The 21,680-nt window shown below is 72.5% G+C and carries 19 protein-coding genes, 2 tRNA genes and 1 pseudogene; 13 read left to right on the top strand and 9 right to left on the bottom strand.

The window, feature by feature from the left end:
- Nucleotides 1-2: 2 nt before the first annotated feature.
- The 3 genes from ACFZBD_RS12510 to ACFZBD_RS12500 all read left to right on the top strand — a co-directional run bounded on the left by ACFZBD_RS12510 (nt 3) and on the right by ACFZBD_RS12500 (nt 2,408).
- A tRNA-Met gene (locus tag ACFZBD_RS12510) sits at nt 3-76 on the top strand.
- A gap of 208 nt (nt 77-284) precedes the next feature.
- Nucleotides 285-2,267: a tetratricopeptide repeat protein gene (locus tag ACFZBD_RS12505; protein ID WP_391139317.1), complete on the top strand. Its 1,983-nt coding sequence runs from the start codon at nt 285-287 to the stop codon at nt 2,265-2,267.
- Between the two features lie 67 nt (nt 2,268-2,334).
- Nucleotides 2,335-2,408: transfer RNA gene (locus ACFZBD_RS12500), tRNA-Met, on the top strand.
- A 170-nt stretch (nt 2,409-2,578) separates the two neighbouring features.
- Here the strand turns inward: ACFZBD_RS12500 and ACFZBD_RS12495 are convergent.
- Complete coding sequence (locus ACFZBD_RS12495; protein ID WP_391139316.1) at nt 2,579-2,998, bottom strand: transcriptional repressor; 420 nt, start codon at nt 2,996-2,998, stop codon at nt 2,579-2,581.
- Nucleotides 2,999-3,167: 169 nt separating this feature from the next.
- Between ACFZBD_RS12495 and ACFZBD_RS12490 the strand changes: the two genes are divergently transcribed.
- Nucleotides 3,168-4,637, top strand: a complete 1,470-nt coding sequence (locus ACFZBD_RS12490; RefSeq protein WP_391139315.1) for a catalase — start codon at nt 3,168-3,170, stop codon at nt 4,635-4,637.
- A gap of 113 nt (nt 4,638-4,750) precedes the next feature.
- Here ACFZBD_RS12490 and ACFZBD_RS12485 read toward each other — a convergent pair whose 3' ends face one another.
- Nucleotides 4,751-5,152, bottom strand: a complete 402-nt coding sequence (locus ACFZBD_RS12485; RefSeq protein WP_391139314.1) for a CBS domain-containing protein — start codon at nt 5,150-5,152, stop codon at nt 4,751-4,753.
- A 207-nt stretch (nt 5,153-5,359) separates the two neighbouring features.
- Nucleotides 5,360-6,160: a histidinol-phosphatase gene (hisN, locus tag ACFZBD_RS12480; protein ID WP_391139313.1), complete on the bottom strand. Its 801-nt coding sequence runs from the start codon at nt 6,158-6,160 to the stop codon at nt 5,360-5,362.
- A gap of 106 nt (nt 6,161-6,266) precedes the next feature.
- Here hisN and ACFZBD_RS12475 point away from each other — a divergent pair, with 106 nt between their 5' ends.
- Nucleotides 6,267-6,914 carry a TetR family transcriptional regulator gene (locus ACFZBD_RS12475; protein ID WP_391139312.1) on the top strand — a complete coding sequence of 216 codons (648 nt, stop codon included), beginning with the start codon at nt 6,267-6,269 and terminating at the stop codon, nt 6,912-6,914.
- On the opposite strand, the gene ACFZBD_RS12470 is transcribed toward ACFZBD_RS12475, so the two are convergent.
- The 4 genes from ACFZBD_RS12470 to ACFZBD_RS12455 form a co-directional block, all read right to left on the bottom strand.
- A complete protein-coding gene (locus ACFZBD_RS12470; RefSeq protein WP_391139311.1) occupies nt 6,880-7,203 on the bottom strand; it encodes an SMR family transporter in 324 nt (107 codons plus the stop codon). The two genes, ACFZBD_RS12475 and ACFZBD_RS12470, sit on opposite strands and share 35 nt — an antisense overlap.
- Nucleotides 7,204-7,295: 92 nt before the next feature.
- Entirely contained in the window at nt 7,296-8,309 is a 1,014-nt protein-coding gene (gene rsgA / locus ACFZBD_RS12465; RefSeq protein ID WP_391139310.1) for a ribosome small subunit-dependent GTPase A, read from the bottom strand.
- A 3-nt stretch (nt 8,310-8,312) separates the two neighbouring features.
- Nucleotides 8,313-9,641 (bottom strand): 3-phosphoshikimate 1-carboxyvinyltransferase, encoded by a 1,329-nt coding sequence (gene aroA, locus ACFZBD_RS12460; RefSeq protein WP_391139309.1) that lies wholly within the window; start codon nt 9,639-9,641, stop codon nt 8,313-8,315.
- Between the two features lie 29 nt (nt 9,642-9,670).
- Nucleotides 9,671-10,357, bottom strand: coding sequence for a M50 family metallopeptidase (locus tag ACFZBD_RS12455; RefSeq protein WP_391139308.1), 687 nt, complete (start codon nt 10,355-10,357; stop codon nt 9,671-9,673).
- A gap of 124 nt (nt 10,358-10,481) precedes the next feature.
- Here ACFZBD_RS12455 and ACFZBD_RS12450 point away from each other — a divergent pair, with 124 nt between their 5' ends.
- The 8 genes and pseudogenes from ACFZBD_RS12450 (at nt 10,482) to def (ending at nt 17,976) form a co-directional block, all read left to right on the top strand.
- Nucleotides 10,482-11,297 carry an SOS response-associated peptidase family protein gene (locus ACFZBD_RS12450; protein ID WP_391139307.1) on the top strand — a complete coding sequence of 272 codons (816 nt, stop codon included), beginning with the start codon at nt 10,482-10,484 and terminating at the stop codon, nt 11,295-11,297.
- 81 nt (nt 11,298-11,378) lie between these two features.
- Nucleotides 11,379-12,011 (top strand): alpha/beta family hydrolase, encoded by a 633-nt coding sequence (locus tag ACFZBD_RS12445; protein ID WP_391139306.1) that lies wholly within the window; start codon nt 11,379-11,381, stop codon nt 12,009-12,011.
- Nucleotides 12,012-12,264: 253 nt separating this feature from the next.
- Entirely contained in the window at nt 12,265-12,918 is a 654-nt protein-coding gene (locus ACFZBD_RS12440) for a sigma-70 family RNA polymerase sigma factor (RefSeq protein ID WP_391139673.1), read from the top strand.
- A complete protein-coding gene (rsrA, locus tag ACFZBD_RS12435; RefSeq protein WP_391139305.1) occupies nt 12,915-13,241 on the top strand; it encodes a mycothiol system anti-sigma-R factor in 327 nt (108 codons plus the stop codon). The genes ACFZBD_RS12440 and rsrA overlap by 4 nt, the downstream gene beginning before the upstream one ends.
- 202 nt (nt 13,242-13,443) lie before the next feature.
- Nucleotides 13,444-14,975: pseudogene (locus tag ACFZBD_RS12430) on the top strand (HD domain-containing phosphohydrolase).
- A complete protein-coding gene (locus ACFZBD_RS12425; protein WP_391139304.1) occupies nt 14,972-16,219 on the top strand; it encodes an HD domain-containing protein in 1,248 nt (415 codons plus the stop codon). The pseudogene ACFZBD_RS12430 and the gene ACFZBD_RS12425 overlap by 4 nt, the downstream one beginning before the upstream one ends.
- Nucleotides 16,220-16,298: 79 nt before the next feature.
- Complete coding sequence (locus ACFZBD_RS12420; RefSeq protein WP_391139303.1) at nt 16,299-17,279, top strand: tetratricopeptide repeat protein; 981 nt, start codon at nt 16,299-16,301, stop codon at nt 17,277-17,279.
- 67 nt (nt 17,280-17,346) lie between these two features.
- The gene (gene def / locus ACFZBD_RS12415; protein WP_391139302.1) at nt 17,347-17,976 is read left to right on the top strand and encodes a peptide deformylase; all 630 of its coding nucleotides are present in this window, start codon (nt 17,347-17,349) and stop codon (nt 17,974-17,976) included.
- Nucleotides 17,977-18,218: 242 nt separating this feature from the next.
- Here the strand turns inward: def and ACFZBD_RS12410 are convergent, their stop codons facing one another.
- Both ACFZBD_RS12410 and ACFZBD_RS12405 read right to left on the bottom strand, forming a co-directional pair.
- Nucleotides 18,219-19,235, bottom strand: coding sequence for a ribonucleotide-diphosphate reductase subunit beta (locus ACFZBD_RS12410; protein WP_391139301.1), 1,017 nt, complete (start codon nt 19,233-19,235; stop codon nt 18,219-18,221).
- Nucleotides 19,235-21,604 (bottom strand): ribonucleoside-diphosphate reductase subunit alpha, encoded by a 2,370-nt coding sequence (locus ACFZBD_RS12405; protein WP_391139300.1) that lies wholly within the window; start codon nt 21,602-21,604, stop codon nt 19,235-19,237. Before ACFZBD_RS12405 ends, ACFZBD_RS12410 begins: the two co-directional genes overlap by 1 nt.
- Nucleotides 21,605-21,680: the final 76 nt, after the last annotated feature.

Raw genomic sequence — 21,680 nt, 5'->3', positions numbered from 1 at the left:
GACGCGGGGTGGAGCAGCTCGGTAGCTCGCTGGGCTCATAACCCAGAGGTCGCAGGTTCAAATCCTGTCCCCGCTACTGAAGACGAGGGCCCGGATCCATCAGGATCCGGGCCCTCGTCGTGTTCCGTCAGGCGTACCGCGCGGCCCGTGAAGTGGGGGAGAGTGAGGGCGAGTTGGGGTGAAACGTGTTTGACTTGTCTCTCTGTGGGCATGTCGACAAAACGCTGAAGTGACCTCACTGGCTGCGGTATACCAGGTGTACGCGCGTTGCGGGTGGTGCGACGATGGGATTTATGGGGGACAGGGCAACTCTGTTGGAGACAGGGCGGTTTGTGCAGCGGCATACCAAGAACGCCGCGGATGACATCATCGAGGCGGCGGTGGCCGCCGATGCGACCGTCGACACCACCGCCGAGACCGAGACGGAGACCGAGGCACGCCACCGGCGCGCCGCCGAGAGCGGCGACGCCGCCTCGATGAGCGTGCTCGGCGCGCTGCTGCTGCGCCGGGGGGACCTGGACGGCGCCGAGCCGTATCTGCGCGGCGCCACCGCCGAGGGGGACCGCGCCGCCGCGAACAACCTGGGCGTGCTGCTGCACCAGCGGGGGTACGCCGACGAGGCCGCCGGATGGTGGCGGGTCGCCGCCGTCGCGGGCTCCGCGCCCGCCGCCCACGCGCTCGGCCGCCACCACCGGGAGCGAGGCGACGAGCCGGCCGCCGAGTACTGGCTGCGCCAGTCCGCCGAACAAGGCCACGCCTTGGGCGCGTACGCCCTCGCCGACCTCCTGGAGCACCGCAGCGACGTCGGGGCCGAGCGCTGGCTGCGGTCCGCCGCCGAGCGCGGCCACCGCGAGGCGGCCTACCGGCTGGCCCGCACCCTGGAGCGCCGCGCCGCGGAGGCGGCCGCCGGCCCCGCCACCACGGGAGCGGCGACGGCCCCGCACGGCATCGGCGCGGCCACGGCCGACGACCTCTCCACCGGCGCCGGCAGGAGCGCGGGTACGAGCGCCGGCACGGGCGCGGGGACGGGCCCCGGGGCCGCCGGGCAGCCCGGAGGCGACCTGGCCGAGGCCGAGCAGTGGTTCCGCCAGGCCGCCGCGCGCGGACACCGGCGGGCCGCGCTGCACCTGGGCGCGATCCTGGAGAAGCGCGGCGAGCTGAAGGAGGCCGGCCGCTGGTACCTCAGCTCGGCCAAGGAGGGCGAGGCCAAGGCGGCCTGCGCGCTCGGCTTCCTGCTGCGGGACGCCGGGGACGAGGAGAGCGCCGCCGTCTGGTGGCTGCGCGCCGCTCAGGACGGCGACGGCAACGCCGCCAACGCCCTGGGCGCCCTGCATGCGGCCCGGGGCGAGCAGCAGACCGCCGAGCGCTGGTACCGCGCCGCCATGGACGCCGGGGACGTCAACGGGGCGTACAACCTCGGGCTGCTCTGCGCCGCCCAGGACCGCAACCAGCAGGCCGAGCAGTGGTACCGCCGGGCCGCCTACGCCGGGCACCGCGAGGCCGCGAACGCCCTCGCCGTGCTGCTCCTCCAGGCCGGTGACGCGGGCGGCGCCGAGCCCTGGTTCTCCAAGGCCGCCGAGGCCGGCAGCGTCGACGCCGCCTTCAACCTCGGCATCCTCTACGCGGGTCGCGACGACGACCGTACGGCCCTGAGCTGGTACGAGCGCGCCGCCGCCGCGGGGCACACCGAGGCCGCCCTCCAGGTCGGCATCGCCTGCCTGCGCGACGGCGACGAGCAGTCCGCCGAGCGGCACCTGCGGTGCGCGGCGGGCGGCGGCAGCGCCGAGGCGGCCTTCCGGCTCGCGACGGTCCTCGACGCGCGCCGGCCCGAGCCGGGGCCGCCCGCCCTGGGCGCCTCCCGCGAGGAGAAGAGCGAGTGCGAGGAGTGGTACGAGCGCGCCGCCCAGCAGGGTCACCGCCGGGCCCAGGTGCGGGTCGGCATGCTCGCCGCCGGGCGCGGCGACGTGGCCGAGGCCGCGCACTGGTACCGGGAGGCCGCGGAGGCGGGCAGTCGTAACGGCGCGTTCAACCTCGGGCTGCTCCTGGCCCGCGAGGGCAGCGAGCGGGAGGCCGCCCTCTGGTGGGCCCGCGCGGCCCGCGCCGGCCACGGGCGCGCGGCCCTGCGGCTCGCGCTCCTCGCGGCCCGTCGCGGCGAGCTGACGGAGGGGCGGCGCTGGTGCGCCCACGCCGTGGAGCTCGGCCCCGCCGAGGTCGCGGAACGGGCCGCCCGGCTGAGCGAGGCGCTCCACCAGGAGCTGACCGCCTGACCGGCTCCCGGCCGCGCCGGAGCGATTTGCGCTGGTGGAGGGCGTCCCGTAAGGTTGGGTTCACCGACGCGGGGTGGAGCAGCTCGGTAGCTCGCTGGGCTCATAACCCAGAGGTCGCAGGTTCAAATCCTGTCCCCGCTACTCAGTAGCAACGAAGGCCCGGATCCGGTCACTGGATCCGGGCCTTCGTCGTATGCCCCCGGGCCGCAGCCGAGACGGGCCGGACGCCGGAGGACGCGAAGGCCCCCGACCGGAGTCGGGGGCCTGGACGCGCGTGGCGCGAAAGGTGCGCGGTGCGAAGGGGTGTGGGGTCAGGCGGAGGCGGCGCAGTTCGGGCAGATGCCCCGGTACGTGACCTCGACGTCCGAGATCGTGAAACCGAAGCGCTCGGTGTCGGGGAGGTCCGCCAGCGGGTTGCCCGCCGGGTGCACGTCACGGATCGCGCCGCAGCGGCCGCAGACCAGGTGCTGGTGCGGACGGTGCGCGTTCGGGTCGTACCGCTTGGCGCGGCCGTCCGTCGCGACCTCCATCACCTCGCCGAGCGTGACCATCTCGCCCAGCGTGTTGTAGACGGTCGCCCGCGAGATCTCCGGAAGCCTCTCCACGGCGCGCGCGTGGACTTCGTCGGCGGTCAGGTGGACATGGTCCCCATTGAGGACCTCGGCGACGACACGCCGCTGCGCGGTCATCCGCCAGCCGCGGCCGCGCAGTCGTTCCAACAGGTCACTCATGAGGACCAGCCTAACAGTCGGGGGAGCGTCTCCCGAACGGGTGTGACTTTGGAAGTTCACTTGACTTAGACAATGTCTATCGTAGGATCGAACTCGGCATTGGCCAAGTGGTCCGTCCCCGGGCGTGTGATCGGGGGGCCCGACGGCCGAGGGACAGGACTCGCAGTAAATGACGCAGGAGGCGCACGTGACGCAGGGACCGCTCACTACGGAGGCCGGGGCTCCGGTCGCCGACAACCAGAACAGCGAGACGGCGGGCGCCGGCGGTCCCGTCCTCGTCCAGGACCAGCTCCTCCTCGAGAAGCTCGCCCACTTCAACCGCGAGCGCATCCCGGAGCGCGTGGTCCACGCGCGCGGTGCGGGCGCCTACGGCACCTTCACCCTCACCCGTGACGTCTCGCAGTGGACGCGTGCCAAGTTCCTCTCCGAGGTCGGCAAGGAGACCGAGACCTTCCTGCGCTTCTCCACCGTCGCCGGCAACCTCGGCGCGGCCGACGCGGTCCGCGACCCGCGCGGCTGGGCGCTGAAGTTCTACACCGAAGAGGGCAACTACGACCTCGTCGGCAACAACACCCCGGTGTTCTTCATCAAGGACGCCATCAAGTTCCCCGACTTCATCCACACCCAGAAGCGCGACCCGTACACGGGCTCGCAGGAGGCGGACAACGTCTGGGACTTCTGGGGCCTCTCCCCGGAGTCGACCCACCAGGTGACCTGGCTCTTCGGCGACCGTGGCATCCCCGCCTCGTACCGCCACATGAACGGCTACGGCTCGCACACGTTCCAGTGGAACAACGAGGCCGGCGAGGTCTTCTGGGTCAAGTACCACTTCAAGACCGACCAGGGCATCAAGAACCTCACGACCGACGAGGCCGTCCGCCTCTCCGGCGTGGACCCGGACAGCCACCAGCGCGACCTGCGCGAGGCCATCGAGCGCGGTGACTTCCCGACCTGGACCGTGCAGGTGCAGATCATGCCCGCGGCCGAGGCGGAGAACTACCGCTTCAACCCGTTCGACCTCACCAAGGTGTGGCCGCACGACGACTACCCGCCGATCGAGATCGGCAAGCTGGAGCTCAACCGCAACCCGGAGAACATCTTCGCCGAGGTCGAGCAGTCGATCTTCAGCCCCGCGCACTTCGTGCCGGGCATCGGCCCCTCCCCGGACAAGATGCTCCAGGGCCGTCTCTTCGCGTACGGCGACGCCCACCGCTACCGCGTCGGCATCAACGCCGACCACCTGCCGGTGAACCGCCCGCACGCCACCGAGGCGCGGACGAACTCGCGTGACGGCTTCCTGTACGACGGCCGCCACAAGGGCGCGAAGAACTACGAGCCGAACTCCTTCGGCGGCCCGCACCAGATCGACCGCCCGCTGTGGCAGTCGGTGCCGGTGACGGGCGTGACCGGCGACCACGCGGCGCCGATCCACTCCGAGGACAACGACTTCGTCCAGGCGGGCAACCTCTACCGCCTGATGTCCGAGGACGAGAAGGGCCGCCTCGTCGACAACCTGGCGGGCTTCATCGCCAAGGTGTCGCGCGACGACATCGCCGAGCGCGCGATCAACAACTTCCGTCAGGCGGACGGTGACTTCGGCAAGCGGCTCGAGGCCGCTGTCCAGGCCCTGCGCGGCTGAGGACGCTTGTCGTAGGTAGGGAAAGGGCCGGACTCCCCGTAAGGGAGAGTCCGGCCCTTTCGCGTGCGCTGTGCGTCCCGGCCGGCGGGCTGCCCGAGCCGACCGGCCGTGCCTCAGCCGGTCAGCGAGTGGGTGCGCCGGTGGGCCGGGATCCAGCACCGGATGATGTCGCGCACCGAGACGATGCCGACCGGCCCGGCGCCGTCGAGCACCACCAGGTGGCGGAAGCCGCCGTGCGTCATGGCCTCCGCGGCCTCCTCCAGGGTCCAGGTGGGTGCGGCGAAGACGACGTTGTTCGTGGTGTGGGCGCCCGCGGTCTCGTGGTCGGGATCCTGGTCCGCGCCGATCGAGTTGAGGATGTCGCGCTCGGTGAGAATGCCGAGGCCGCTGGTGTCGGTGTCCAGAACGATGGCCGCACCGACGCGGCGGGCCGACATCAGTCGGGCCGCCTGCCGGAGGGTGTGAGCGGGTCCGATGGTCAGGACCACGGTGCTCATGGCGTCACGGACGAGCATGAAAGGAGCCACCTCCTCGGTGAATCGTTCCCGCCTCAACGAGAACGGATTCACAAGTTCACAAGTGGGGGGACTCTCAGAGTTGCATCGGGTGACCTTCGCGACAAGGGGGCGCGCACGGCGCCCGTGGGGGGCGCCCGAAGCGATCACATGACGGGATGACGGCCCGGAGCGTTCGCGGGCAACGGCCCGGCAGCCCGCCCGGACTCAGTCCTTCTGGTTCAGATAGCTCAACAGCTCGCCGTGCAGCAGCCCGTTCGAGGCCGCCGCGTTCCCGCTGTGCGGGCCGTGCCGGCCGTCCAGGCCGGTGAAGGTGCCCCCGGCCTCCTGCACCACGATCGCGGTGGCCGCCATGTCCCACAGGGACAGCTCCGGCTCCGCGCAGAGGTCCACGGCCCCTTCGGCGACCATCATGTACGGCCAGAAGTCGCCGTACGCCCGTGTCCGCCAGCACGCGCGCGTGAGGTCCAGGAAACCGTCCAGCCGCCCGCGCTCCTCCCAACCGCTCAGCGAGGAGTACGCGAACGACGCGTCCGACAGCTCGCCGACCTTCGAGACGTGGATCCGGGTGGCGGAGGTCAGGCTGCGGCCGGTGAACGCGCCCGCGCCCTTCGCGGCCCACCAGCGGCGGCCGAGCGCCGGGGCCGAGACCACGCCCACCACCGGCTGGAAACCGGAGTCCCCGGCCTCCATCAGGGAGATCAGCGTCGCCCAGACCGGCACGCCCCGGACGTAGTTCTTGGTGCCGTCGATCGGGTCGATCACCCAGCGGCGGGGGCCCGAGCCCTCCACGCCGTACTCCTCGCCGAGGATCGCGTCCCGCGGCCGGGCCCGCTGCAACTGACCGCGGATCAGCTCCTCGGCCGCCTTGTCCGCCTCGCTCACCGGCGTCATGTCCGGCTTGGTCTCGACCTTCAGGTCGAGCGCCTTGAAGCGGTCCATGGTGGCCGCGTCGGCGGCATCCGCGAGGACATGGGCGAGACGCAGATCATCGTGGTAATCGGCCATGGTCGAAACTCTATCCCCCGGAGACACACGGGCCCACGACAGGCCTTGACAGTGCGTGGTCGCCCGTCAACCCTGAGCGCAGAACCGTTCTGGCCCGGAGGCGACGATGCCTACTGCCCGTGAGGCCCTGCTCGACGCCGCCCTCGCGGCGCTCGCGGGGCTGCCCTGGTCCGCGGTCCGGATGGTCGACGTCGCCTCCGCCGCGGGCGTCTCCCGGCAGACGCTCTACAACGAGTTCGGCAGCAAGGAGGGCCTGGCCCGCGCCCTGGTGCGCCGCGAGGCCGACGCGTACGTCCGGGGTGTCGAGCGGCTGCTCTCCGCCCCGGCCGCGCCGGAGCGGAACCTCGCCGCCGTCGCGGAGTGGACCGTCGGCGTGGCCCGCGCCCGTCCGCTGCTGCGCGCGCTCCTCACCGGCTGCTGGAGCGAGCGGCTTCCCGCGCCCCGCCCGGCGCGCGCCCGCGCCCGCGCCGCCGGCCTCCCGGTGCAGCGGCGCGCCGACGCGGGCCCGCCGTCGCCGGCCGAGCTGCTCGGCCAGGCCCGGGACCTGGCCGCCGCCGCCCTGCTCGCGGCGCACCGGACCGAGGACGAGGCGGAGGCGTCGCGCCTGTGCGAGATCGTGCTGCGCCTGACGCTGTCGTGTGTCGTCGCGCCGCCGGACCCGGCCGATCCGGTGCGGTTGGTCCGCGAGGAGCTGGCGAGGATGCGGGTGCGGCAGTCGCTCAGTGCGTCGAACCCGAGAGCTGGAGACCGATGACGCCGCAGATCACCAGCGTGATCGAAATGATCTTGAGGACGGAGACGACGTCCCCCAGGAAGACCATGCCGTAGATCGCGGTGCCGGTCGCGCCGATCCCCGTCCACACGGCGTACGCCGGACCGACGTCGAGCTTCTTGAGGGAGAGCGTGAGCAGTCCGAAACTGGCCAGCGCGAAGACCGCGAAGGCGACGGTCGGCCAGAGGCGGGTGAAGCCGTGCGACAGCTTCAGGCAGACCGCGAACCCCGTCTCCAGGATTCCGGCGATGAACACCAGCAGCCACGCCATCCTCAGTGCCTCCCACGCCGTCGGTGACTGCTTCGTCCCACTTGGTGCGATTATGCACTTACCAGCGGAAACCGAACGCAAACGTGCGCGACTCAGTCACCCTCGCGTCGCTCCCGGGTGGCGAGCAGCCGTCTCAGTGAGTACAACCGGGCCGGATCGGCGTGCCCCTCGGCCGCCCACGCGTCCAGCGCGCAGTCCGGTTCGTCGTGGCTACAGGCCCGCGGACAGTTCTCCGTGCCCGGTACGAGATCGGGGAAGGCGAGGATCACCCGGGACGGGTCGACGTGGTGCAGGCCGAAGGAGCGCACGCCCGGGGTGTCGATCACCCAGCCGCCGGACGGGTCGTTCAGGGGGAGCGCCAGCGCCGAGGTGGTCGTGTGCCGGCCGCGGCCCGTGACGGCGTTGACATGGCCGGTCGAGCGCCGTCTGTCCTCCGGGACCAGGGCGTTGACCAGCGTCGTCTTCCCAACCCCCGAGTGCCCGACGAACGCGGTGGTCCGCCCCTTGAGGTGCTCGTGGACCCGCTCCGCGGCGACCCCGTCGACGAACTCGTCGCGGGTGGTCACGATGTACGGCACGCCCAGCGCGCCGTACATCTCCAGCAGCTCGTCCGGCTTGGCCAGGTCCGATTTGGTCAGGACGAGGAGCGGGGTGAGCCCGCCGTCGTACGCGGCGACCAGGCACCGGTCGATCAGCCGCGGGCGCGGCTCGGGGTCGGCGAGCGCGGTGACGATCGCCAGCTGGTCGGCGTTGGCGACCACCACCCGCTCGAACGGATCGTCGTCGTCGGCCGTTCGGCGGAGCACGGAGCTGCGCTCACCGATCCGGACGATCCTGGCCAGCGTGTCCTTCTCGCCCGTCAGGTCGCCCACCAGGGAGACCCGGTCCCCGACCACCGCGGCCTTGCGGCCCAGCTCGCGGGCCTTCATGGCCAGAATGACCCGGTCGTCCACCAGACAGGTGAGCCGGCCCCGGTCCACGGTGAGGACCATGCCCTCGACGGCGTCCTCGTGCTTCGGGCGGATGTTCGTGCGGGGACGGTTGCCCTTGCGGTTGGGCCGCTGGCGGATGTCGTCCTCGTCGGTGTTCTTGCCGTAACGCCGCATGGCTCAGGCCCCGAGCATTTCGGTCCACATCCTCGGGAAGTCCGGCAAGGTCTTGGCGGTCGTCGCCACGTTCTCGATCTCCACGCCTTCGACGGCGAGGCCGATGATCGCGCCCGCCGTCGCCATCCGGTGGTCGTGGTACGTGTGGAAGACACCGCCGTGCAGCGGGCGCGGGCGGATGACCAGACCGTCCTCGGTCTCCGTCACGTCGCCGCCCAGCTCGTTGATCTCCTTGGTGAGCGCCGCCAGCCGGTCCGTCTCGTGGAGCCGCAGGTGCGCGACGCCGCGGAGCGTGGACGGCGAGTCGGCGAGGGCGGCGACCGCCGCGATGCCGGGGGTCAGTTCACCGACCTCGCCGAGGTCGACGTCGATGCCGTGGATCCGGCCGGTGCCGGTGAAGGTCAGACCGGCCTCGGTCAGCTCGCAGGAGCCACCCATCTCGGTGAAGATCTCCCGCAGCGCGTCACCGGGCTGGGTGGTCCTGGCCGGCCAGTCCGGGACGGTGACCCGCCCGCCGGTGACCAGGGCCGCCGCCAGGAACGGCTGGGCGTTGGAGAGGTCCGGCTCGACCGTCAGGTCGCGGCCGAGCAGCGCGGAGGGGGAGACCCGCCAGACGTTCGGCTCGCCGCCCGTCTCCGGTTCGTCGACCTGCGCGCCGACCTGCCGCAGCATGTCGACGGTCATCCGGATGTGGGGGAGCGAGGGCAGCTTGGCGCCGGTGTGGCGCACCTCCACCCCCTGGTTGAAGCGGGGTGCCGAGAGCAGCAGGGCGCTGACGAACTGCGAGGACGAGGAGGCATCGATCTCCACCGGCCCGCCGTCCAGGGCACCGCCGCCGTGCACGGTCATGGGCAGCGCGCCCCGGCCGTCGTCCTCGACCCGGGCGCCGAGCACGCGCAGCGCGTCGATCACCCCGTGCAGCGGCCGCTCGTGCGACCGGGCGTCGCCGTCGAAGTGCACCGGCCCGTCGGCGAGGGCGGCGACCGGCGGCAGGAAGCGCATGACCGTGCCGGCGTTGCCGACGTCCACGGTCGCGGGGCCGCGCAGGGGGGCGGGGATGATCCGCCAGGCCTCGCCCGTACCGTCCGGGCCGACGCCCTCCTCGATGCGGACGCCCAGCGTGCGCAGGGCCTCGGCCATCAGCAGCGTGTCACGGGACCGCAGCGGCCGCCGCAGCCAGCCCGGCTCGGCGGCGAGCGCCGCGAGGACCAGGCCGCGGTTGGTGACCGACTTCGATCCCGGCACGGTGACGGTCGCGTCGACGGCACCGCTCGCACAGGGCGCGGGCCAGAGGTCGGTGTGCAGGTCGGAGCGCGGGGAGGTATCGGTCATGCCCCTCACTTTAGTGCGGCACGCGGCGGCTACAGCCCCAGCAGCCAGCGGCCTCCGCCGATCAGGGAGCAGAGCGAGACCGCGTGGAAGAAGAAGAGCCAGATCGCCGCGTGCGCGTGGGTGAGCCGGGAGAGCTGGTCGGCGTCGGAGTCGGGGGCGCCTCCGTGGCGGCGCTTGCGCTGGAGTTCGAAGACCGGACGGACCCCGCCGAGGAGCAGGAACCAGACGACGGAGTACGCGAACGCCGACTGGACGTCCGGCCCGGTCAGCCAGGAGACCAGCAGGAAGGCCGCGCCCGTCAGCAGGACGGTGAAGATCCCGTACGCGTTGCGGACCATCACGAGCAGGGCCAGCAGCAGCCCGGTGGCGACCCACAGCAGCAGCGTGATCCGGTGGTCGGCGAGCAGCCACGCCCCGCCGAGGCCCAGCAGCGGAGCGGCGGTGTAGCCGGCGGCCGCGGTCAGGATCATCCCGATGCCGCGCGGCCGGCCGCGGGAGACGGTCAGGCCGCTGGTGTCGGAGTGCAGCCGGATCGCCTGGAGCCGGCGGCCGGTCGCGAGGGCGATCAGACCGTGTCCGCCCTCGTGGGCGATGGTGATCGCGTTGCGCGACAGGCGCCAGGTCGCCCGGGGAAGGACGGCGGCCAGGGCGGCCACGGCGGTGGCGATCACCAGCCACAGCTCCGGGGGCGACTGGGTGCCGAGGACTTCGGTCATGTGCGGGACGTGCTCCTCGGGTCGGGGGGCGGGCCGCCGGGGCGGGACTCCGCCGCCGGGAGGGGGTGTTCGGGATGCGGAAGGCGGTGGTCGGGAGACGGGAGGGAGTGGCAGTGTGGCACGTATGTGCGGACGGTATGCGGCGAGCCGACGGCCCGAGGACCTCGTCGGGCTCTTCGGAATCGAGAAGTGGGAGCCCGAGGAGACCCTCGCTCCCGACTGGAACGTGGCCCCCACGAAGGAGGTCTACGCCGTTCTGGAGCGTCCCTTGAAAGACGCGGAATCACCCCGGCCGGTTCGCCAGCTGCGGGCACTGAAGTGGGGACTCGTCCCGTCCTGGTCGAAGACGCCCGAGGGCGCGGCCCGGATGATCAACGCCCGGGCGGAGACCGTGCACGAGAAGCCGTCGTTCAAGCGGGCGTTCTCCGCACGGCGCTGCCTGCTGCCTGCCGACGGTTATTACGAGTGGGTGACCGGCTCGGGCGAGCGGGAGCTGGAGGTCGAGGGGAAGAAGAAGCGCCCGCGCAAGCAGCCGTACTTCGTGACCCCGGCGGACGGCTCGGTCTTCGCGATGGCCGGGCTCTACGAGTTCTGGCGCGACCGGACCCTGCCCGACGACCACCCCTCGGCGTGGTGGGTGACGTGCTCGGTCATCACCACCGAGGCCGAGACGGGCCCCCTGGGGGTCGCCCCGGCGGAGGGCCCCGGGTCGCTGGCCGACATCCACCCCCGGATGCCCCTGATGCTGACGCCGGACCGCTGGGACACCTGGCTCGACCCGCGCACGACCGACCCGGAGGAGCTGCGCTCCCTCCTCGCCCCGCCGCAGGAGGGCCTGATGCGGGCCTATCCCGTGGCCACCGCCGTCAGCAACGTCCGCAACAACGGACCCGACCTGCTCGCGGAGCTGGACGGTCCGGAGCTCGCCACCCTCTTCTGAGACCCCGCTCTCCGAAACCCCGCCCGCGCTCGGCGCCCCCGGCTGCCGCGCCCCGGCACCCCCGGACGGCAGGATGGGCCCGTGACGAAGAGCGAGATCGTATCGACCGAGACCGGGGACGCGCGGATCACCTGGCACCCCGGAAAGAAGCCCTGGACGGTCCTCGCCGTCAGCCACGGCGCCGGCGGCGGGATCGAGGCCCGCGACCTGGTGGCCCTCGCCGCGGCCCTCCCCGAGCACGGCGTGACCGTCGCCCTCGTCGAACAGCCCTGGCGGGTCGCCGGGAAGAAGCTCGCCCCCGCGCCGAAGACCCTCGACACCGGCTGGCGCGGCCTCTGGCCGGCGCTCGCCCGGCCCGGCCTCCCCGTGATCGCCGGCGGCCGCAGCGCCGGGGCCCGGGTAGCCTGCCGCACCGGAGGAGAGCTCGGCGCGGCCGCCGTGCTCGCCCTGAGCTTCCCGCTCCACCCGCCCGGCAGGCCCGAGCGCACGCGCGCCGACGAACTCCTCGGCACCGGTCTGCCCACCCTCGTCGTCCAGGGCGGCAACGATCCCTTCGGGACGCCCGGGGAATTCCCCCGGGGGGAGTACCGGCTCGTCGAGATCCCCCACGGCGACCACGGCTTCGCCCTCCCCAAGCGCGCCCCCCTCGGCCAGGACGAGGCCCTGGCGCTCCTCACCGCCGAAGTCGCCACGTGGGTCACGTCACTTCGCTGACACCGGGCCGCCGGCCGGGAATGCCGGGCGGGGGACCTTGGTTGTGACGGACATCGGTGAGAGAGCAAAGGAAGAGGGAGTCCGTCGTATGGGTTCGACCATCTGCCCCCAGCGCCCGCAGGCCGCTGACCTCGACTGGACGGTCCTGCCCGCGGCCAAGATCGCCCCTATTCGGGCGGCGGGCGGAGCGGTTCCTCGTCTATCCTCCGAAACGAGCGGGTCCGCACTCGGGCTCGCCACCGCGCTGGAGGAGGTGGGTCCGGTCACTGGGACCGACACAGGGACCGACGACGGCCCCGAGGAGACGACCGCGGAGCGCAACGCGCGCTTCGAGCGGGACGCCCTCGGTTACCTCGACCAGATGTACTCCGCCGCGCTGCGCATGACGCGCAATCCCGCGGACGCCGAGGACCTGGTGCAGGAGACGTACGCCAAGGCGTACGGCTCGTTCCACCAGTTCCGCGAGGGTACGAACCTGAAGGCCTGGCTGTACCGCATCCTGACCAATACCTTCATCAACTCGTACCGCAAGAAGCAGCGCGAGCCCCAGCGCAGCGCCGCCGAGGAGATCGAGGACTGGCAGCTCGCCCGTGCCGAGTCGCACATGTCGACCGGCCTGCGCTCCGCCGAGTCCCAGGCCCTCGACCACCTGCCGGACTCCGACGTGAAGGAAGCCCTCCAGGCGATCCCCGAGGAGTTCCGCATCGCCGTCTATCTCGCGGACGTCGAGGGCTTTGCGTACAAGGAGATCGCGGACATCATGGGTACACCCATCGGTACGGTGATGTCCCGGCTGCACCGGGGCCGCCGCCAGTTGCGCGGCATGCTCGAGGACTACGCCCGCGACCGCGGGCTGGTTCCCGCGGGCGCCGGAGAGTCGAACGATCTGAAAGGCTCGGGCTCATGAGCTGCGGAGAGCCGCACGAGACGGACTGCTCAGAGGTCCTGGACCATCTCTACGAGTTCCTCGACCACGAGATGCCCGACAGTGACTGCACCAAGTTCGAGGTGCACTTCGAGGAGTGCTCCCCGTGCCTGGAGAAGTACGGCCTGGAGCAGGCGGTGAAGAAGCTCGTCAAGCGCTGCTGCGGCAGCGACGACGTCCCCAGCGACCTGCGGGCCAAGGTGATGGGCCGCATCGACCTCATCCGTTCGGGTCAACTTGTCCCCGAACAGGACGTGACGGACGTGACCGAGACGGGCGACGTGAAGGCCGCCGCCCAGGAGTAGCCACCGGCCGAGCAGCCGCCGCCGAGCAGCCGGGCGCCTGACGGGCGCCGGGCGGCGGGCCGCCGGAAGACGCCGACGAGGAGGGCCACCGCGACGCGATCGCGGTGGCCCTCCCGCGTATATCAGCTTGTATCACCCGATGGTGCGAATCGGTGACAGCCGGCCGTTCCCGCGCGCCCGACTCGCTAGCGTGACAAGGGTGATGGGCGTGATGGTGATTCCGCGAGCGGCACGCGCGTACGTCTGCTGCGCCCTCCTCGGCGCCGCCGCGTGCGGCGCCCCCGCGCTCCGCCCCGGCGCCGCCACCCCCTGGGGCACGGTGGCGCTACTCGCCGCCCTCTACGCCGTCTGCGAGCTGCCCGCCCGCTGCCGGCCCCTCGGCCGGGCGGCCGGCGGCGGACCGCTCGGCGCCGGCTCCTTCTTCGCCGTCCTGCTGGCCGCCGCGCTGCTCCTGCCGCCCGCCGCCGCCGCGCTCACCCCGCTGCCCGGCGCCCTCCTCGCCCGGATCGACAAGCCGCCCGTCGCGGTACGCCGCGCCTGGCGGGCCGCCCAACTGATGATCGCGGTCGGTGCGGCCGCGCTCGTCGCGGAGCTGCTGCGCCCCCACGAGGCCCTCGGAGACGGCCCGCGGACCCCCGACTCCCCTACGTCCTGCTCCCGGCCGGCGCGGCCGCGCTCGCCTTCTGCCTGGTCCTCACCGCCCTGGACGGCGGCATCCGGGCCACGGCCGAAGGGCTCGCCCCGCGCACCGCCTGGCGCGGGCTCTTCGGCCGCGCGCTCGCCCCGCACACGGTCCACGGGCTCGCGGGGCTGATGATGGCGGTGCTGTGGCGCAGCTCGTACGGACCCGTCGCCGCCCTCTTCGTCCTGCTGCCCATGTACATCTCCTGCTGGGTCTTCGCCCAGTACCACCGCGAACGCGCCGCCCACCAGGCCACCATCCGCGCCCTCGTCCAGGCCGTCGACATCAAGGACCGGTACACCCGCGGCCACAGCGAACGGGTCGGCCGCGCCTCGGTGCTGATCGCCCGTGAGCTGGACATGACGGAGGAACGGCTGGAGCTCCTGCGGTTCGCCGGGATCCTCCACGACGTCGGCAAGCTCGGCGTGCCCACCCGCGTGCTGCGCAAGGACGGGCCCCTGACCCCGCCCGAGCGCCGGGTCATCGAGCTGCACCCGGAGTACGGCCACGAGATCGTCCGGGGCATCGGCTTCCTCGGCGAGGCACGGACGGCGATCCTCCACCACCACGAACGCATGGACGGCAGCGGCTACCCCTACGGGCTCAAGGGGGAACAGATCCCGGAGTTCGCCCGGGTGGTCGCCGTCGCCGACGCCTTCGACGCCATGACGTCGACCCGCTCCTACAGCCGCGCCCGGCCGGTGGGGACGGCGTTGGCGGAGCTGGAGCGGTGCGCCGGCACCCACTTCGACCCGCGGATGGTACGGGCGCTGGTGCGCGCCCTCGACCGGCACGGCTGGCAGACGGCCGTCACCGCCGACGAGGAGCCGCGCCAGGCCTCCGGAACCCCCGAAGCCGGGGAACCGCGCCCGGGCCGTGGGACCGACCAGCCGCGTACGAGCCGCCAGGCCGGCCGGCGGCCCACCGCGCCCGCAGCCGACGAGCCGCGCACCGGGCCCGGCCTCCCGCCGCCGCGACCCCAGGCCGGACCGGCCGCCGGCCGGACGGCCGGGTCCGAGCCCGCCCCGCCCCGCCGCCGGGGCAGCGCGTGAGAGGCGGCGCCGTCACCGTCGGGGCGCTCTACGGCGCGGCGCTCCTGCTCACCGCCGGATCCCTCGCCGCCACCCTCTGGTACGGCGTCGCCGAACCGGGCAACGCCCTCGCCTTCGGCGTCCTCATCGCCCTCGGCGAGCTGGCCCGCTGGGGCGCCCTGCCCGGCGAACGGGAGCCCGCCCCGCTCGCCGCCGCCGGAGCGCTCGCGTACGCCCTCCTCGGCGAGAGCGGCGGCGTCCCCACCACCCACGGGGTCCCGCAGATCATCGCCGTCGCCGTCGCCGGCGGACTCCTCGGCATCGTGCCGCACGTGGCCCGCGGCGCCGGACCCGACCTCGACCACCTCGCCCGGCGGATCCTCACCGTCGGCTTCGCCGCCCTCTGCTTCCAGCCCCTCTACAACAGCGGCGAGATCGCCCACCGGATCGGCCAGGGCCCCTCCTACGCCCTCCTCCTGCTCGTGCTCCTCCTCCTCACCGCCCTCTGCGACGCCGTCCTCGCCGCCCTGATGCTCCGCGCCCGTACGGGCCACCCCTACGGCCCCCTGCTCCGCGACGAGCTGCGCGCCCTCATCGGCATCGGCTCCGCCGTCGGCGCCACCGGCTGCGTCATGGCCCTCGGCGTGGCCGCCACCGGCCTCTGGGCGCTGCCCGTCTTCTGCGTCCCGCTGCTGCTCGCCCAGGTCTCCTTCCGGCGCTACACCGCCGTCCGCACCACCAACGGACAGACGATCGCCTCCCTCGCCCGCGCCACCGAGATCGCCGGCTACACCCCGCCCGGCCACGCCCGCCGGGTCGCCGCCCTCAGCACGGCCGTCGGGCGCGAGCTGGGCCTGTCCGGGCCCGACCTGACCGTTCTGGAGTACGCGGCCCTGATGCACGACATCGGCCAGCTCTCCCTCGTCGACCCCGTCCCCGACGGCGCCACCGCCCCCCTGCCGGCCGAGGAGCAGCGCCGGATAGCGCTGCTCGGCGGAGCCGTCGTACGCCAGACCGGGGTCCCGCCCGCCGTCGCCGTGGTGGTGGAGCGGCAGGCCGACCCGTACGGGGAGCAGCCGCTGCCCGCCCGGATCGTCCGCACCGTCAACGCGTACGACGACTGGGCGCGGGAAGGCGTCGGAGGTGCCCTGAGCGCTTTGGAGCGGCTGCGGCTGGGGACCGCGCGCGACTTCCACCCCGAGGTCGTGGAGTCCCTGGCCAGAGTCCTGGGACGCGGCGGCGTCGCCCCCGTCCCTCCTGGGTAACCCATGGGTAATGAGCGCGCGTCCAACCGGGCATGGTTGGATGCGAACAAGAGGGTGAAACGACCGGCAGGCGGGAATCGTGAGGATCTTCGGGAAGGTACGGCATCGGCCCTCCGCCTCGTGGCGGCAGGCCACCGACCGCGCGTTCACGCTGATCGGTGACGGCCGGTACGAGGACGCGGGCGCGCTGCTCACGCGCGCGGCGGATCTGGAGCCCTGGCTCTCGGAGTCCTGGTTCAACCTGGCGCTGCTGCACAAGTTCCGGCACGACTGGGAGCAGGCCCGGGCCGCCGGGCTGCGCGCCGTCGCGCTGCTCGACAAGGAGACCGGCGCCCCGGACTGGTGGAACGTCGGCATCGCCGCCACCGCGCTCCAGGACTGGCCGCTGGCCCGCCGGGCCTGGCAGGCCTACGGACTGAAGGTGCCCGGCGCCTCCGCCGGGACCGGCGAGCCCGCCGGAATGGAGCTGGGCAGCGCGGCCGTGCGGCTCTCCCCGGAGGGCGAGGCGGAGGTCGTCTGGGGCCGCCGGCTCGACCCGGCCCGCATCGAGGTGCTCTCCATCCCGCTGCCGTCATCCGGCCGCCGCTGGGGCGAGGTCGTCCTCCACGACGGCGTGCCCAACGGCGAGCGGACCACCACCGCCGGCCCCTCCTATCCCGTCTTCGACGAGATCGAGCTGTGGGCGCCGTCGCCCGTGCCGACCTGGGTGGTCCTCCTGGAGGCCGCGACCGAGGAGGACCGGGACGCCCTGGAGCGGCTCGCCGCCGACGCCGGATTCGCCGCCGAGGACTGGTCCTCGTCGGTGCGGCTGCTCTGCCGCTCCTGCTCCGAGTCGACGATGCCCAGCGCCGAGGGCGAGGGCGAGCACCTCGACCCCCACGACCACAGCGAACCGGGCCACCCCGGCCCGCTGGGACACCGCTCGCCCGGAGAGCTCTGGGTGCCCGAACGCGAGTGCGGCATCGCCGCTCCCGTCGGTCTGGTCCGCGGGCTCCTCGACGGCTGGGTGGCGGACAGCCCCGACAGCCGTGAGTGGCGGGATCTCGAAGAGGTCTGCTGAGTCCGTCCCCGCGGGCCCGTAGGCTGTCCTCCGACGGAATCGGGTTTTCAGGAAGGCGCGGCCGGACATGGCGCAGCAGGAGACGGACGAGCAGATCAACGACGGCTTCGTCGTGGACACGGAGGACTGCGAGGCGCGCGAGCTCGCCCACCGCGAGCGGGGCACGTCGCGTCCGATCACGGTCGTCGGCAATCCCGTGCTCCACCGCGAGTGCAAGGACGTCACCGAGTTCGACGACGGCCTCGCGACGCTGATCGACGACATGTTCGCCAGCCAGAAGACCGCCGAGGGCGTGGGCCTGGCGGCCAACCAGATCGGCGTGGACCTCAAGGTCTTCGTCTACGACTGCATGGACGACGAGGGCGTCCGCCACGTCGGCGTCGTCTGCAACCCCGTCCTGGAGGAGATCCCGGCCGAGCTGCGGGCCCTGGACGAGTCCAACGAGGGCTGCCTGTCCGTCCCCACCGCTTACGCCGAACTGGCCCGCCCCGACTACGCCGTGGTGCGCGGCCAGGACCCCCAGGGCAACCCCATCAAGGTCCGCGGCACGGGCTACTTCGCGCGCTGCCTCCAGCACGAGACGGACCACCTGTACGGCTACCTCTACATCGACCGCCTCTCCAAGCGCGACCGCAAGGACGCCCTGCGCCAGATGGCCGAGGGCACCCCGCGCTACGAGACGGTCCCGAACGACTGATCCCGTACCCGCGTACGACGAAGGGCCCCGCTCCCCCCGGAGCGGGGCCCTTCGTCGCGTACGGAGGACTAGGGCGTGTGTCGAAAGTCCCGTCTGGCTGGGGGCGCCTGGCACGCACGCTCGCTGCGTTGTCGGTCGTCGGCGCAGCCCGCTGCGCTCTCCTTCCTCCGCCTTGCGATCGCACGCACCAGACGCCCCCAGCCCCGCCCTGCGGGCGGACGACGCTACTTCCGAAACACGCCCTAGAAGTCCTCGTCGAGGTCCACCGAGCCCTCCACCGCCACCTGGTAGGCGGACGGGCGGCGCTCGAAGAAGTTGGTCAGCTCCTGGACGCCCTGGAGCTCCATGAACGCGAACGGGTTCTCGGAGCCGTAGACCGGGGCGAAGCCCAGGCGCTGGAGGCGCTGGTCGGCGACGCACTGGAGGTACTCGCGCATCGACTCGGTGTTCATGCCCGGCAGCCCCTCGCCGCACAGGTCGCGGCCGAACTGCAGCTCCGCCTCCACGGCCTCCTTCAGCATGTCGGTGACCTGCTGACGCAGGGCGTCGTCGAACAGCTCCGGCTCCTCCTTGCGGACGGTGTCCACGACCTCGAAGGCGAAGTTCATGTGCATCGTCTCGTCACGGAAGACCCAGTTGGTGCCGGTGGCCAGACCGTGCAGCAGACCGCGGGACCGGAACCAGTACACGTAGGCGAAGGCGCCGTAGAAGAACAGGCCCTCGATGCAGGCGGCGAAGCAGATGAGGTTGAGCAGGAACCGCCGGCGGTCCGCCTGGGTCTCCAGCCGGTCCATCTTCTCGACCGAGTCCATCCACCGGAAGCAGAACTGCGCCTTCTCGCGGATGGAGGGGATGTTCTCGACGGCGTCGAACGCGGCGGCGCGGTCGTCCGGGTCGGGGAGGTAGGTGTCGAGCAGCGTCAGATAGAACTGGACGTGCACGGCCTCCTCGAACAGCTGGCGCGAGAGGTACAGCCGCGCCTCGGGCGAGTTGATGTGCTTGTACAGCGTCAGCACGAGGTTGTTGGCGACGATCGAGTCACCGGTCGCGAAGAACGCCACCAGCCGGCCGATCATGTGCTGCTCGCCCGGCGTCAGCTTGGCGAGGTCGGCGACGTCGGAGTGGAGGTCGACCTCCTCCACCGTCCAGGTGTTCTTGATCGCGTCCCGGTAGCGCTCGTAGAAGTCCGGGTAGCGCATGGGACGCAGCGTCAGCTCGAAGCCCGGGTCGAGGAGGTTCTTCTGGTCGTGGGAGCTCATCACTGGCAGGCCTCGCAGGACTCGGGGTTTTCCAGGGAGCAGGCGACCGCGTCGGGGTCGGCGGCCTGCTGGACGGGGATGGGGGCGGCGGTGGGCGTCGCGGCGCGGGCCGCGCGGGCGATCCGGGTCGCCGGGCGGGAGCGCAGGTAGTACGTCGTCTTCAGCCCCTGCTTCCAGGCGTACGCGTACATCGACGACAGCTTGCCGATCGTCGGCGTCTCCAGGAACAGGTTCAGGGACTGCGACTGGTCCAGGAACGGGGTGCGGGCCGCCGCCATGTCGATCAGTCCGCGCTGCGGGATCTCCCACGCCGTGCGGTACAGCTCGCGCACCTCGGCCGGCACCCAGCCGAAGTCGGCGACCGAGCCGTTGGCCTCGCGCAGCGCCTCACGGGTCTGCGCGTCCCACACGCCGAGCCGCTTCAGCTCGTCCACGAGGTAGGAGTTGACCTGGAGGAACTCCCCGGAGAGCGTCTCGCGCTTGAAGAGGTTGGAGACCTGCGGCTCGATGCACTCGTACACGCCCGCGATCGACGCGATCGTCGCCGTCGGCGCGATGGCGAGGAGGAGGCTGTTGCGCATGCCGACCGCCGCGATCCGCTCGCGCAGCGCGGCCCAGCGCTCGGGCCAGGTCAGCGCGACGTCGTAGTGGTCGGGGTGCAGGACGCCCCGGGCGGCGCGGGTCTTCTCCCAGGCCGGGAGCGGGCCGTTGCGCTCGGCGAGGTCGGTGGAGGCCTCGTACGCCGCGAGCATGATCCGCTCGGCGATCCGCGTCGACAGCGCGCGGGCCTCGGGCGAGTCGAAGGGCAGCTTCAGCTGGAAGAAGACGTCCTGGAGGCCCATCGCGCCCAGGCCGACGGGCCGCCAGCGGGAGTTGGAGCGCCCGGCCTGCTCGGTCGGGTAGAAGTTGATGTCGACGACCCGGTCGAGGAACGTGACGGCGGTACGGACGGTCGCGTCCAGCCGCTCCCAGTCGATGTCGCCGGTCGACAGGTCGACGAAGGCGCCGAGGTTGACCGAGCCCAGGTTGCAGACCGCGGTCTCGCCGTCGTCCGTGACCTCCAGGATCTCCGTGCAGAGATTGGAGGAGTGCACCGTGTGGCCGGGCTCCGCCGTCTGGTTGGCGGTCCGGTTCGAGGCGTCCTTGAACGTCATCCAGCCGTTGCCGGTCTGCGCCAGCGTCCGCATCATCCGGCCGTACAGCTCGCGCGCCGGCATGGTCTTGCGGGCCAGCCCCTTGGCCTCGGCGGCGCGGTAGGCGGCGTCGAACTCCTCGCCCCACAGGTCGACCAGCTCGGGCACGTCGGCGGGGGAGAACAGCGACCACGGGGCGTCGGCGTTGACCCGCCGCATGAACTCGTCCGGGATCCAGTGCGCCAGGTTGAGGTTGTGCGTACGCCGCTGGTCCTCACCGGTGTTGTCGCGTAGCTCCAGGAACTCCTCGATGTCCGCGTGCCAGGTCTCCAGGTAGACGGCGGCCGCGCCCTTGCGCCGCCCGCCCTGGTTCACGGCGGCGACGGAGGCGTCCAGCGTCTTGAGGAACGGCACGATGCCGTTGGAGTGCCCGTTGGTGCCGCGGATCAGCGAGCCGCGGGCTCGGATGCGGGAGTACGACAGGCCGATGCCGCCGGCGTGCTTGGAGAGCCGGGCGACCTGGTGGTACCGGTCGTAGATGGAGTCCAGCTCGTCCTTCGGCGAGTCCAGCAGATAGCAGGACGACATCTGCGGGTGGCGGGTGCCGGAGTTGAAGAGCGTGGGGGAGGAGGGGAGGTAGTCGAGCCGGCTCATCAGCCCGTAGAGCGCCGCCACCTCGTCGAGCGCGCGGGCGCTGTCGTCCTCGGCGAGCCCGCAGGCCACCCGGAGCATGAAGTGCTGCGGGGTCTCGATCACCTTGCGGGTGATCGGGTGGCGCAGGAGGTAGCGGGAGAAGAGCGTGCGCAGGCCGAAGTAGCCGAAGCGGTCGTCCGCGGCGGAGTCGATCAGCGCGTCCAGCCGGGCGGCGTGCTGCCGGACGAACGCGGCCGTGCGGTCGGCGATCAGACCCTCGTGGTGGCCGACGGCCACCGAGGAGGAGAAGGTGATCGCGCCCTGGCCGGCGGCCTCGTCGGCGATGGTGATCGTCAGCAGGCGGGCCGCGAGCCGGGAGTAGGCCGGGTCCTCGGCGATCAGACCGGCGGCCGCCTCGGTGGCCAGCTCCCGCAGCTCCGCCTCGTCGGAGGAGGCGTTGCGGCCGCGCAGCGCGGCGGCGGCGACCTTGCCCGGGTCGGTGTCGGGGAGATCGGCGGTGAGGTCGGTCAGGGTCCGCAGCAGCATGGTGCCGGGTCCGTCGCTCTCGATCGCCGTGGCCGGATCGGCTGGCGCGATGGTCACGTGGGGCTCTCCCTCGCTCGGCCCGGGGGCGGCGGCGGGAGGCGGACGGCAGGGGGCACCCCTTCACGCGGGCGCG

This window comes from Streptomyces sp. NPDC008121, assembly GCF_042957155.1.
In the GTDB taxonomy this organism is placed as follows: domain Bacteria; phylum Actinomycetota; class Actinomycetes; order Streptomycetales; family Streptomycetaceae; genus Streptomyces.
The sequence above is the reverse complement of the archived record's forward strand: the minus strand, read 5'-3'. Positions and strand labels throughout refer to the sequence as shown.

Coding starts and splice junctions, on each gene's coding strand:
- ACFZBD_RS12505 (WP_391139317.1), top strand. CDS start 285: ATGGGATTTATGGGGGACAGGGCAACTCTGTTGGAGACAGGGCGGTTT.
- ACFZBD_RS12495 (WP_391139316.1), bottom strand. CDS start 2,998: ATGAGTGACCTGTTGGAACGACTGCGCGGCCGCGGCTGGCGGATGACC.
- ACFZBD_RS12490 (WP_391139315.1), top strand. CDS start 3,168: ATGACGCAGGAGGCGCACGTGACGCAGGGACCGCTCACTACGGAGGCC.
- ACFZBD_RS12485 (WP_391139314.1), bottom strand. CDS start 5,152: ATGCTCGTCCGTGACGCCATGAGCACCGTGGTCCTGACCATCGGACCC.
- hisN (WP_391139313.1), bottom strand. CDS start 6,160: ATGGCCGATTACCACGATGATCTGCGTCTCGCCCATGTCCTCGCGGAT.
- ACFZBD_RS12475 (WP_391139312.1), top strand. CDS start 6,267: ATGCCTACTGCCCGTGAGGCCCTGCTCGACGCCGCCCTCGCGGCGCTC.
- ACFZBD_RS12470 (WP_391139311.1), bottom strand. CDS start 7,203: ATGGCGTGGCTGCTGGTGTTCATCGCCGGAATCCTGGAGACGGGGTTC.
- rsgA (WP_391139310.1), bottom strand. CDS start 8,309: ATGCGGCGTTACGGCAAGAACACCGACGAGGACGACATCCGCCAGCGG.
- aroA (WP_391139309.1), bottom strand. CDS start 9,641: ATGACCGATACCTCCCCGCGCTCCGACCTGCACACCGACCTCTGGCCC.
- ACFZBD_RS12455 (WP_391139308.1), bottom strand. CDS start 10,357: ATGACCGAAGTCCTCGGCACCCAGTCGCCCCCGGAGCTGTGGCTGGTG.
- ACFZBD_RS12450 (WP_391139307.1), top strand. CDS start 10,482: ATGTGCGGACGGTATGCGGCGAGCCGACGGCCCGAGGACCTCGTCGGG.
- rsrA (WP_391139305.1), top strand. CDS start 12,915: ATGAGCTGCGGAGAGCCGCACGAGACGGACTGCTCAGAGGTCCTGGAC.
- def (WP_391139302.1), top strand. CDS start 17,347: ATGGCGCAGCAGGAGACGGACGAGCAGATCAACGACGGCTTCGTCGTG.
- ACFZBD_RS12410 (WP_391139301.1), bottom strand. CDS start 19,235: ATGAGCTCCCACGACCAGAAGAACCTCCTCGACCCGGGCTTCGAGCTG.